10 protein-coding genes are annotated in these 11992 nt (G+C 63.6%); 2 read left to right on the forward strand and 8 right to left on the reverse strand.

Features of this window, described 5'->3' with window-relative positions; translation table 11 throughout:
* Positions 1-45 precede the first annotated feature (45 nt).
* From MGMSRV2_RS04175 to MGMSRV2_RS04190, 4 genes are all read right to left on the reverse strand, one after another.
* Positions 46-687 (reverse strand): response regulator, encoded by a 642-nt coding sequence (locus MGMSRV2_RS04175; RefSeq protein ID WP_024079091.1) that lies wholly within the window; start codon positions 685-687, stop codon positions 46-48.
* Positions 688-746: 59 nt separating this feature from the next.
* Positions 747-4163 carry an ATP-binding protein gene (locus MGMSRV2_RS04180; RefSeq protein WP_024079092.1) on the reverse strand — a complete coding sequence of 1139 codons (3417 nt, stop codon included), beginning with the start codon at positions 4161-4163 and terminating at the stop codon, positions 747-749.
* A gap of 85 nt (positions 4164-4248) precedes the next feature.
* On the reverse strand, positions 4249-5637 hold the full coding sequence (locus MGMSRV2_RS04185; protein WP_024079093.1) for a sensor histidine kinase: 1389 nt from the start codon (positions 5635-5637) through the stop codon (positions 4249-4251).
* Positions 5624-6301 carry a response regulator transcription factor gene (locus MGMSRV2_RS04190; protein WP_024079094.1) on the reverse strand — a complete coding sequence of 226 codons (678 nt, stop codon included), beginning with the start codon at positions 6299-6301 and terminating at the stop codon, positions 5624-5626. Before MGMSRV2_RS04190 ends, MGMSRV2_RS04185 begins: the two co-directional genes overlap by 14 nt.
* Positions 6302-6630: 329 nt before the next feature.
* On the opposite strand from MGMSRV2_RS04190, the gene MGMSRV2_RS04195 reads away from it, so the two are divergent.
* Entirely contained in the window at positions 6631-7257 is a 627-nt protein-coding gene (locus MGMSRV2_RS04195) for a hypothetical protein (protein WP_024079095.1), read from the forward strand.
* Here the strand turns inward: MGMSRV2_RS04195 and MGMSRV2_RS04200 are convergent, their stop codons facing one another.
* Complete coding sequence (locus tag MGMSRV2_RS04200) at positions 7258-7656, reverse strand: acyl-CoA thioesterase (protein ID WP_024079096.1); 399 nt, start codon at positions 7654-7656, stop codon at positions 7258-7260. It lies immediately after the preceding gene.
* A gap of 85 nt (positions 7657-7741) precedes the next feature.
* Between MGMSRV2_RS04200 and parE the strand changes: the two genes are divergently transcribed.
* Positions 7742-9733 (forward strand): DNA topoisomerase IV subunit B, encoded by a 1992-nt coding sequence (gene parE / locus MGMSRV2_RS04205; RefSeq protein ID WP_197538550.1) that lies wholly within the window; start codon positions 7742-7744, stop codon positions 9731-9733.
* A 10-nt stretch (positions 9734-9743) separates the two neighbouring features.
* Here parE and MGMSRV2_RS04210 read toward each other — a convergent pair whose 3' ends face one another.
* Genes MGMSRV2_RS04210 through glgC form a run of 3 tightly spaced genes read right to left on the reverse strand, consistent with a single transcriptional unit; the run spans position 9744 to position 11871 of the window.
* The gene (locus MGMSRV2_RS04210; protein WP_024079098.1) at positions 9744-10319 is read right to left on the reverse strand and encodes a sulfite exporter TauE/SafE family protein; all 576 of its coding nucleotides are present in this window, start codon (positions 10317-10319) and stop codon (positions 9744-9746) included.
* Positions 10289-10546 (reverse strand): hypothetical protein, encoded by a 258-nt coding sequence (locus MGMSRV2_RS21670; protein ID WP_024079099.1) that lies wholly within the window; start codon positions 10544-10546, stop codon positions 10289-10291. Before MGMSRV2_RS21670 ends, MGMSRV2_RS04210 begins: the two co-directional genes overlap by 31 nt.
* Positions 10547-10596: 50 nt before the next feature.
* Positions 10597-11871 carry a glucose-1-phosphate adenylyltransferase gene (glgC, locus tag MGMSRV2_RS04215; protein ID WP_024079100.1) on the reverse strand — a complete coding sequence of 425 codons (1275 nt, stop codon included), beginning with the start codon at positions 11869-11871 and terminating at the stop codon, positions 10597-10599.
* Between the last annotated feature and the right edge of the window lie 121 nt (positions 11872-11992).

An 11992-nucleotide genomic window follows, 5' to 3' on the forward strand; every position in this document is an offset into this window, starting at 1 on the left:
ACTATGCCATGGGTCTAGGGCGGTGAAAACATCAATGGGTGGATATTACAGTGATTCCGTATCAACCAGCATGCGCATGGCTTGCAGGCGGTTCTGCACGCCAAGTTTGCGGAACATATTACCCAAATGCGACTTCACCGTCACTTCGCTGACATCCAGGCGGGCGGCGATGACCTTGTTGGGCAAACCCTCGCGCAGAAGATGCAGGATATCGCGTTCGCGCGGGGTCAGTCGCCCCAGCAGGTCGCCCGAGGGTGAGCGGTCGCTGGCGCCGCTGATCTGATTGTTGGCGCTGTCCATCAGCATGGACGGGATGAAGCGTTCGCCCGACAGCACCAGTTGCAGGGCCGACACCATGGCGCCGCCGGAAAGGTGCTTGGGGATGAAGCCGTCGGCGCCCAAACGCATGGCTTCCAGCACGTGGTCGCGGTCAGCCATGGAGGACAGGATGACGCAGCGGATAGCGGGAAAGCGCGTCTTGATGGTCGACAGCCCCTGAAAACCGTTCATTCCCGGCATCTTGATGTCCAGGATCAGCAAATCCACCGACGGATCTACCTCGATCTGGGCCAGGGCTTCGGTGAATGACCCTGCCTCCTGGATGATTGTACCGGGCGCAATTCTCTCGACAAAGGGGCGTAGCCCCTCACGCAACATGACATGATCATCGGCAAGAATTATGCGCATGGCGTTTCCTCTCCCACCCTTCTGTGTTACGTCTTTGGGCGGAGACGCGCAAGAAAAAGTTAATTGAAACCGGTATCTTGAATGCATTCATTCAAGCAGGCGGCGATCTCTTCCGGCGGCGTGTCCGGGGCGATCACCATCATGGCGCCGGCGGCCACGGCTTGGCGGGCCAGGGTCTCGTCGGCGGCGGCCATGACCAAGACCGGCAAGTCGGCGACGGTGGCGCTCAGCACCGGCAATGCCGCCTGTACCACGGGCCAATCGCCTGCCAGCAAAACCGCGTCGGCCTTATCGGGAAAAGCCGCGGCCACCCATCCCAGGGCGGCCAGTCGCGGCGCCAAGGGGACGGCGGCGGCGGCCAGGAACAGACGGCGCGGCGGCGTCGGCAGACGGATGGTGACTTTACTGCCGCCGCCGCACTCGATATCCAAGGTGCCGCCCATTTCGGCGACGATGCCGGCGGCGATGGGCAGACCCAGGCTGCGGATGCTGCCGTCGCGCAAGCCGTCTTGCACCGATTGGGGGATGCCGGGGCCGTTATCGGCGATCATGACGATGATGCCGCGATTGTCGCTATCGACGCGGCACGACACGCTGAGACGGGGCCGCCAGGGCGGATTGGCGGCGTGACGGCTGACGGCTTCGGCGGCCAGGGCGTCGCAGGCATTGGTCAGGATCTGGGCAAAGGCGCTTTGCAGCCGTGGGGCATGGCCCAGGACTGGGGGAAGCTTTGGGGTGACGTGCCAGGAGAAGGCGATGGCCTGCATGCGGACCCGGTCCTGAATGGCGGCCAGGGCGGCGCGCAAGGCGGGCAGGGCGGACATGCGCGAGGGGGGCTGGCCGGGACGGCGCGTGGTGCTGACCAGTTGGAGGGCGAAGTCCTGCATGCGCTGACATTGTTCGACGGTGGAGGTCAAGGCGCGGCGCAGGCGGTCGTCGCTGAGACGCTTTTCCGCCAGATTGTCCAGGGCGTTTTCGGCGTTCAGGCGAATGATGTTGATGGGCTGGCCGAAATCGTGGGCCAAGGTGGCGGTCAGTTCCCCCATCAGCCACAGGCGCTGGGCTGGGCTGGTTGCGGCCAGGGCCAATGGCGGGGCTTCCGCCGCCGGAGGCGGGGGGGGCGGTGTCGCCTCGGCGTCTTGGGCGGATAGCAATTGCGCGATTTTCCGTCCCAATTGATCGAGCACCAGCGGTTTCGGCAATTGGGCGGTCGGCCCCTTGCCGACGGACGGCATGGGCATGGACCCGCCCGACATCATGATGGCCGGCAGATCGGGGCGGATGGTGCGCAGTCTTTCGATCAGGACGTTGCCGTCCATGCCCGGCATGCGCTGGTCGGTCAGCACCAGATCAAAGGTGGTGTCGGCGGCCATGTTCAGCGCGTCCAGCGGTGATATGGCTGCGACCACATCATAATCGCGGGCGGTGAGGAAATCGGTGATGCAATCCACCGCCAGCGGTTCGTCGTCGACGACCAGAATGCGTTGGCGGCGTGCTGGTTCCATCGCTGCTTTTGATGGGCTTTGGGCGGTGGGGACGGGGCCGCCGCCGCAAGGCCAGATCACCTGGAAGAGGGCACCGTCACCGTGGTTGCGGCCGCTGATGCGTCCGCCCATGGCGGCGACGATATTGGCGCTGATCGACAGTCCCAACCCGGTGCCGGCGCCCTCGGCCTTGGTGGTGAAGAACGGCGTGAACACCCGCGACCACAAATCGTCGGGGATACCGCCGCCATTGTCCTCTACCGACAAGATCAGATCGTCGCCCCGTTGTTCCAGGCTCAGGGAAATGCGTCGTTTTCCCGGTTTATGGTGGGCACAGACGGCATCGCGGGCATTGGTCAACAGCGCCACCACCACCTGTTCCAACTGGTTGCCGCGACCGATCAGATCGGGACAGCTTTCCGGCAGTTGAATGGACAGGGCGATGTCGTCGAGCTGGAAGCGCAGGCGCGTCAGGGCCAGGGCCGATTTGATGATGGGCAGGGGGGCGACGGGCTGGCGTTCGTTTTCTTCGATGCGGGCGAACGAGCGCAAATGGGCGATCATTTCGCCCATGCGTCCGGTCTGCTCGACCATGATGGCCAGCTTGCCGGCGACGATGTCGGCCGCAACCTCCCCTTGCTTCAGCCGCTCCAGAGTATTTTCCGCCGTCATGCGCATGATCGACAGCGGCTGATTCATCTCGTGGGCGATTTCCGAGGCAATCTGGCCCAAAGTGGCCAGACGGGCATTTTGCACCATCTGTTCTTCCGCCCGCTTTTGCGGCGTCAGGTCGATGATGGTGCCGATCAGGCCGGCGACCTTGCCATCGGGGTCGTTGAAGGTGGCCTTGACGATGGCGATCTGGCGCAACGAGCCGTCGCCCCAACGAAAGGTGGTCTCATAGTTCTGGATACCGCCTTGGGCCAGCAATTCCTGGTCGCGGTCCCTGAATTCGGCGGCTTTTTCGGCGCTATAGGTTTCCGTCAGGGTCTTGCCGATGATATCGCCGGTGCTTTTGCCCAAGGCGTCGCAAAAGGCGCCGTTGCAACCCACATAGATCAGATCGGTATTTTTATAGAAGACCGGGAAGGGCAGCGCGTCGATCAGGCTTTGCTTGAACTGTAATTCGTCGCGGATGGCTGCTTCGATGGTCTTGCGCTGGGTGATGTCGCGGCGGATGGCGACGCGTCCACCTTCGGCGGTGGGGCGTTCGACGATTTCCAGCCAGCGACCGTCGCCCAGCAATTGTTCGAACACGCCGCCGGGATGGCTGTGTCGCTCCAGCCGCTCATCGACCCATTGGTCGGCGTGCTCGGCGGTGATGCCGGCATATTGGCCGCGGCGGGCGCTGACCCGCAGCAATTCGGTGAAACTGACGCCGGGACGGATGATGTCGGCGATGGTGGGATAGGTGGCGCAATAGCGGCTGTTGAAGGCGACCAGCCGGTCATGGGCGTCGAAGACGGAAAAGGCGTCGTCGCTGCTTTCCAGCGCATCCATCAGGCGGATCTGTGCCGCGCGCAACTCGGCTTCGCTGCGGGCCAGGGCCTGTTCGGACCGGTGGCGACCGGTGACGTCGATACACGAACCGACGACCTCGCGGCCCTGGCCGTCAAGGCCGGGGACGATGCGGCATTCGTCGCGGAGCCACCGCCACGACCCATCCTTGGCCCGCAGGCGGTACTCCATTTCCAGCATGCCCATTTGCGGCAGCGAGTCCAGGCTGCCCAGGCAGCGGTCGCGGTCGTCGGCGTGGATATGGTCGATCCAAAAGCGCGGCGTTTGCAGGATTTCGTCGGCGCTGTAGCCCAGCAGCGCCTGAACGTTGCCGCTGACATAGCTGAGGGTGGATTTGGCATCGCACGAGCGGACGTAGATCACCGCTGGCACCAGCGTGAGCAGGGTGTCCAGGTGACGCCCCGGTTCCGTCCGTCCCGTTTCCGCCGGGGCGGTCAGGGCCGCCCACGCCGCCTTCAGGCGCCGCCAAGCCATCTTTCGTCTCCGACCGGCTGTCTGCCCGCATTGTGCGTCGAGATGGCGCTTAGGGCAATGTCCTATGCCCTTTCAGGGCAATGTCCTATGCCTTGGCGGTGAAATGCAGGCTGAGGATCAGGCCGGGGGCATTGTCCTCCATGTCCAGCGTGGCGCCATGCAGGCGGGCGACGGCGTTGACCAGCGACAGGCCCAAGCCGTTGCCGGGGGTCGAGCGGGTGGCATCCAGGCGGACGAAGCGTTCCAGCACGCGGGCGCGCTGGTCGGCGGCGATGCCGGGGCCGGAATCGGCCACGGCGATGGTGACGTCGCCATCCTGGCGGGTGACGCTGACCGCAACCCTGCCACCGGCGGGGGTGTATTTGACGGCGTTGTCGACCATGTTGGCCAAGGCCTGGAACAGCAGGTGGCGGTCGCCATCCACCGAGGCACCGCCTTGGGTGTGGCAGGTCAGGGCGATGCCTTTTTCCTCGGCCAGGGGCTCGTACAATTCGGCGATGTCCTCGGCCAGCCGGGCCGGGTCGAGCGGCTCGAAACTGTGCAGGCGCTGCCCTGATTCGGCGCTGGAGATGGTCAGGATGGCGTTGAAGGTGGCCAGGATCTCGTCGGCCTCGGCCAGGGTTTCCTCGAGCGTGCGGCGTAGGCTGGCCGGGTCTTCGTCCGACAATAGCGCCACGTCGATGCGCGAGCGCAGCCGGTTGAGCGGTGTACGCAGATCGTGGGCGACGTTGTCGGTGACGGTGCGGATGCTTTCCACCAGCCGCTCGATTTCGTCCATCATCTCGTTGAAACCGGCGGCCAGTTGGTCGAACTCGTCCCGCGCCCCGGTCAGATGCATGCGGCTTTTCATGTCGCCGCCGATGATGCGCTTGGCTGTGCGGTTCATGGCCTCGACCCGTTGCAGCAGGTGGCGGCTGGTGAAATAGCCGCCGATGATGCCCAGCAAGATGGTCAGGGCCAGCCCCCAGCCCAGGGCGCGGTTGATGGCCAGCTTGACCCTTTTGGCTTCGTGCAGCGAGCGGCCCACTAGCAATTGATGGTCGTCGGGCAAGACATAGGTGCGGCCCAGCACCTCGGTGCCGAAGGTCTCGGAGCCCATGCGTTCGATGGAAAAGCGGATCCAGCCGGCGGAATCGATGCTTTCCGCCGGCCAGCCGTACAGATTGCCGGCGATGCGCACGCCACCCGGTCCCGACAAAAGATAGACGGCGCGGCGGTCGAGATCCTGGCCGGCGCGTCCGGCGATGACCTCGGCTAGGCCACGGATGCCGCGTTCGCGGTATTGCTCGGACAGGCCGGTGGCCTCGGCCTCGACGGTCTCTTGCACCTGCCATTCGATGAACACCGAGGTGCTCCACGATACCAGCGCCAGCAAGGCCACTGCCGAGACGGTGAAGATGCCCAGATAGGACAAGGCCAGACGAAAGGTGGTGGCCCGCAGCAAGGGCGGCAATTGCAGATTAACGGGCGGCACGAAGGGTGTATCCGGCGCCGCGAACGGTATGGATCAGGGCCTGGTCGAAATCCTTGTCCACCTTCTGCCGCAAACGGCTGATATGGACGTCGATCAGGTTGGTCTGGGGGTCGAAATGATATTCCCACACGTTTTCCAGCAGCATGGTGCGGGTGACCACCTGGCCGGCATGGCGCAGCAGATATTCCAGCAGGCGGAATTCACGCGGTTGCAGATCGATGTCGCGGCCCGACCGGGTGACGGTGCGGGCCAGCAAATCCATCTCCAGGTCTTCCACCTTGAGCCGGGTTTCCGGCTGGCTGGCGCTGGTGCGCCGGCCCAGGGCCTCGATACGGGCCAGAAGTTCGGCGAAGGCGTAGGGCTTGACCAGATAATCGTCGCCGCCGGCCTTCAATCCCTTGACCCGGTCATCGACCTTACCCAAGGCCGACAGGATCAGCACCGGCGTGGTGTTGCCGGCGCCGCGGATGGTCTGGACGATGGTCAGGCCATCGACACCGGGCAGCATGCGGTCGACGATCATGGAATCATAGCGTTCGGTGGTGGCCAGGAACAGGCCATCGTTGCCGTTATGGGCCTGATCGACGGTATGGCCGGCCTCTTTCAGTCCCTTGGCCAGATAGGCCGAGGCCTCTTGGTCGTCTTCGATGATCAAAATACGCATGACCGACCTTCCGCATTGCCAGCAAGGTGACCTTAACGTGGCCCCCATCAAACGGAAAGCCCCCGCAGCCAGGGGGGAAGCTGCGGGGGCCTTATCCGTTGAACCGGCAGGGGGGAGAACCGGTCTCGAAGCGTGGGTGCAAAACCTGGGGGGACAGGCCGCTTTCCCGGTCGGCGGAGGAGTTCAAGGACCGCCTGGGTGACGAAGGGTTTCGACGAGGAGCGCTGTTTCCGTCTTGGCCCGGTTCATCACCGTTGTTGAAGACATATTGTCGCCAACCACCTTACGCCAGTCTTGCAGGGGGATTAAATCTTGGTAAGGTTCGCGTCATGCGTTCCTTCATCCTGATACTGGCCGCTTTGGCCGCCGCCCCTTCCGCCTTTGCCGCCGCCTGTCAGGGGCCGCAAGGCCTGCCCTTGCCGGGGGCACCCCTGCCCTTGGTCGCGGGGCAGTTCCGCTATTCCGCCGACCATGGATTGGGCTGCACCGTGCCCAATCAGCAAGGTGCGGCCATGGCCAAGCATGAAAGCCCGGTGACGTTTCTGCCCTGTCTGCGCATCGGCGCCATCGGCGTGTCCGATTCCTTGAATCAGGTGGAAAAGCTGCTGGGCGAGCCAGTGAACATTACCGAAATGGGGGTGTTCAGCGAAAGCCGGATTTACGAGGTGGCCCAGCCCGGCGGCATCCGCCCCCATTACGTCGTCACCTATTATGATAGCCGGGTGGTGGCGGTGCAGTTGATCGGCCCGCCCATGCTGATCCCGGTGACTTTTTCCGGTCTGGCCCTGGGCGACGACCAGCAAAGGATCATCGACACCCTGGGTTGGCCGGAGAAGCGCTGTCACCCCAAATCCAGCGGCGTGGAAATGTGGACCTGGGCCAATTTCCCCATCGCCATCGATGTCATCGAAGGCTTCGCCGCCGGCTTCAAGGTGACGTGGCCGGCGGGACGGTGATCATTCCGGCGGGACCCGGCGCTTCGAGCGGTCGGGGTTGACGGCGACGAAGTGGAACATGGCGCTGGTCACCTTGATCTGTTCGTCGTTGTTGTCGCGCCGGACCCAGGCCTCGACGCGGACGGAAATGGACGAATTGCCGACCCGGACCACGTCGGTATAGCAACTGACCTCGTCGCCGACGAAGACCGGTTCATGGAAGGTCATGCTGTCCACCGCCACCGTCACCACCATGCCTTTGGCCCGGTGCAGCGCGTGGGTGCCGCCGGCCAGATCCATCTGGGCCAGCAGCCAGCCGCCGAAAATGGCTCCGTGCGGGTTGGTGTCGGCGGGCATGGCGACGGTGCGGATGGACAACCGGCCCCTTGGCGCGGTCGTGGTTTCGATGCTTTCGCTCATATCTTGTCCCAACATCTTGTATCGGTTTAGGGCCACCCTACAGCAGGCGCTTGCGCCTGACCAATGCTCTCCTATAATGCCGCCCATGTCCGACCTGTTCCAGCAACTCGCCCCCAAGGGGACCGAATACTCCGCCAAGGACATCGAAGTCCTTGAGGGGTTAGAGCCCGTCCGCCGCCGTCCCGGTATGTATATCGGCGGCACCGACGATCGCGCGCTGCACCATCTGGTGGCCGAGGTGCTGGATAATTCCATGGACGAGGCGGTGGCCGGCCATGCCAGTTGGATCGAGCTGGAGTTGGACGTTTCCGGCCATGCCACCGTGCGCGACAACGGGCGCGGCATCCCGGTCGACCCCCATCCCAAGTTCCCGGACAAAAGCGCGCTGGAAGTGATTTTGACCACGCTGCATTCGGGCGGCAAGTTCGGCGGCGACGCCTATAAGGTGTCGGGCGGTCTGCACGGCGTCGGCGTCTCGGTGGTCAACGCGCTTTCCGATTCCCTGGTGGTCGAGGTGGCGCGCGATCGCCAATTGTGGCGGCAAAGCTTTTCCAAGGGCGCGCCCCTGGGGCCGCTCTCGCTGGTCGGGCCGGTGCAGAACCGGCGCGGCACGGCGCTGCGTTTTCATCCCGACCCGGAAATTTTCGGCGACCGCGCCCGGTTGAAGGCGCGCACGCTTTATCGTATGGCCCGGTCCAAGGCCTATCTGTTCCGGGGCGTGCAGATCCGCTGGAAGTGCGATCCGCTGCTGATCGACGACGGCGACGATATTCCCGCCGAGGACACGCTGCATTTCCCCAACGGTCTGGCCGATTTCCTTGCCGCCGTGATGAAGGATCGCCCGCTGGTGACGCGCGGCTTTTTCGCCGGCACCGCGCCCTTGGCCGACGACATGGGGCAGGTGGAATGGGCGTTGGTTTGGCCCGACGATGACGAGGACGGCTTCGTCAACACCTATTGCAATACGGTGCCGACGCCCGAGGGCGGCACCCATGAAGCCGGTCTGCGCAACGCCCTGACCAAGGGTTTGCGCGGTTACGGTGATTTGCTGGGCAACAAGAAGGCCGGTCAGGTGACGGCGGAAGACGTCATGGGCGGCGCCTGCGTCCTGGTGTCCCTCTTCATCCGCGATCCGCAATTCCAGGGCCAGACCAAGGAAAAGCTGGTATCGACGGAAGCCACCCGACTGGTGGAAAACGCCATCAAGGACCATTTCGACCATTGGCTGTCGGCGGACCCGGAATCGGGCAAGGCGTTGATGGCGCGGCTGATCGAAAAGGCCGAGGAACGCCTGCGCAAGAAGGTGGCCAAGGAAACCAGCCGCAAGACCGCGACCAAGAAGCTGCGTCTGCCGGGCAAGCTGGCCGATTGCTCGCGGCAGGTCAATGTGGGCACCGAATTGTTCCTGGTCGAGGGTGACTCGGCGGGTGGCTCGGCCAAGCAGGGCCGCAACCGCGAGACCCAGGCCATCTTGCCGTTGAAGGGCAAGATCCTCAACGTCGCTTCGGCCAGTGCCGACAAGTTGCGCGCCAACCAGGAAATCAAGGATCTGATGGAGGCCCTGGGCTGCGGCAGCCGCGAATCCTTCGATGCCGAGAAATTGCGCTACGAGCGCATCATCATCATGACCGACGCCGACGTCGATGGCGCCCATATCGCCAGCCTGCTGATGACGTTCTTTTACCAGGAAATGCCGGAACTGATCCGCACCGGCCATCTGTTCCTGGCCATGCCGCCGCTTTATCGTCTGGCCCATGGCCAGACCGTCATCTATGCCCGCGACGATTCCCACAAGGACGAGCTGATGAAGACCGTCTTCGCCGGCAAGAAGAATATCGAGATCAGCCGCTTCAAGGGTCTTGGCGAAATGCCGCCGGCCCAGTTGAAGGAAACCACCATGAACCCGGCCAACCGCACGCTGATCCGGGTGACCATTCCCGCCGGTCGCACCGAGGAAGACCAGGAAGAGGCCAAGGACGTGGCCAATCTGGTGGAAACCCTGATGGGCAAGAAGCCGGAACTGCGCTTCCACTACATCCAGAAACACGCCAAATTCGCCCGCGATCTGGACGTGTAGGGAAAAAGCGCTAGGCGTGCCGCCACACTTTGACGGCTGAAACAATCAAGATGATGGCCAGGGCCGGCAGCAATACCGCGTTGGGGACGGTTCCCAGGAGCTGACCGCCGATGAAGCTGCCCAGGATCGATCCGGCGGCCATGATCAGGACGAAGCCACGGTTGCGCCCCAGTACGGCGAAGCTTTGACTGCGGCTGTAGCGGGCGAATCCGACGATCATGGTCGGCAGACTGACCACCAAAGACAGACTGCCGGCCAGTTTGATGTCGACCCCAAACAATAAAATCAGGGTGGGAATGAGCAATTCGCCGCCCGCCACCCCCATCAATGAGGCGACGACGCCAATCCCCAGCCCGGCGACGGCGCCGGCACCGTATAGCGGCCAGCCATTCAGGCCACCCTGGCTGGGGCCAAGGTCATGGCCGAGCCACAGGATGAACGCCATGGCCACCAGCAAGAGGGCGATGATCCGGTAAAGCGTGGTCGATTTCAGCCGGGTCGCCCAGCCGGCTCCCAACCAGGCGCCCACCAGCGAGCCGGCCAACAGGTTGACGATCACCGCCCATTGTCCGATGACGTCCCCCACGGCACCGCCGTCGCGCGGAAGGGCAGGGCCGAGGCGACGACGATCAGGCTTTGCGCTTTATTCAGGATGACCGCGTCAAGGGCGCTGAACTTGAACAGGCCGATCAGCAGGGGGAGACGGAATTCGGCTCCCCCCAACCCGATCAGGCCGCCCAAGGTGCCGATGACGGCACCGCTGGCGAAGGTTTGTGACGGGGATTTGGTCAGGTTTGCGACACTGGCGGACATGAAGCTTGTTCCAATGCGGTGGCTGCCAGCACTCTCGCAAGCCTCGTGCCTTATCCCTCCAGCTTTTTCAGCATGTCGGCGGTGATTAGGGTGATGCCCGATTCCGAGCGATAGAAGCGCTTGGCGTCCAGGGCCGGGTCTTCACCGGCGACCAGACCGGGGGGGATGACGCAGCCCTGGTCGACGATGCATTTCTGCAAGCGGGCGTGACGACCGATATCGCAATCGGGCAGCACCACCGAATCTTCCACCAAGCAATAGGAATTGACGCGGACGTTGGAGTACAGCAACGACCGCCGCACCACCGCGCCCGAGATGATGCAGCCGCCCGAGACCATGGAATCCACCGCCATGCCGCGCCGGGTGTCGGAATCGAACACGAACTTGGCCGGCGGCAATTGCGCCTGATAGGTCCAGATCGGCCAGCTGTCGTCATAGATGTTCAAGGACGGCGTCACCGTGGTCAGGTCGATATTGGCTTCCCAATAGGCATCGACGGTGCCGACATCGCGCCAGTAATGTTCACGCGCGCCGTCATGCATGACGCAGGAATGCTGGAAACGGTGGGCCAGCACCTTGTGGCGACCGATCAGCGACGGAATGATGTTCTTGCCGAAATCGTTCTCGGTGTCGCTTTGGTCGGAATCGATCTTCAACTGGTCGTACAGGAACTGGGCGTTGAAGATGTAGATGCCCATGCTGGCCAGGGCCTTGTCGGGTTTGCCGGGAACCGGCTGGGGATGGGCCGGCTTTTCGTCGAAGCGCACCACGTTGTCGGCATCGTCCACCGCCATGACGCCGAAACCGCTGGCGTCGGCCAGCGGCACCTCGATGCAGGCGACGGTGACGTCGGCGCCCTCGGCCAGATGATGGGCCAGCATCTTGCCGTAATCCATCTTGTAGACGTGGTCGCCGGCCAGGATCAGAACGAATTCCGGGTGGTGGGCGCGGATGATGTCCAGGTTCTGGAACACCGCGTCGGCGGTGCCCTTGTACCAGTTCTCGCCGTCGGTGCGCTGCTGCGCCGGCAACAGCTCGATGAATTCGTTGAACTCGCCGCGCAGGAAGCCCCAGCCGCGCTGGATGTGCTGGATCAGCGTATGGGCCTTGTACTGGGTCAGCACGCCGATGCGGCGGATGCCGGAATTGATGCAGTTGGACAGGGCGAAATCGATGATGCGGAACTTGCCGGCGAACGGCACCGCCGGCTTGGCATGCCAGTCGGTCAGCGATTTCAGGCGCGAGCCGCGCCCGCCGGCCAGGACCAGGGCCAGGGTGCGGCGCAGGCGGGGGTTGACGCTCAGATTATCGTTGGAAACGCTCATTTCGTTTCTCCCCCATTTTCTACTTTTTTGGTCAGCGGACGGTGCCACAGATTGCCGATGGGGGCAACCGCAGGGCTTGCTGGTCTGCCTTGCCGTAACCGCCTTTCGCCGATGCTCCGCT

This window comes from Magnetospirillum gryphiswaldense MSR-1 v2, from assembly GCF_000513295.1.
Taxonomy (GTDB): domain Bacteria; phylum Pseudomonadota; class Alphaproteobacteria; order Rhodospirillales; family Magnetospirillaceae; genus Magnetospirillum; species Magnetospirillum gryphiswaldense.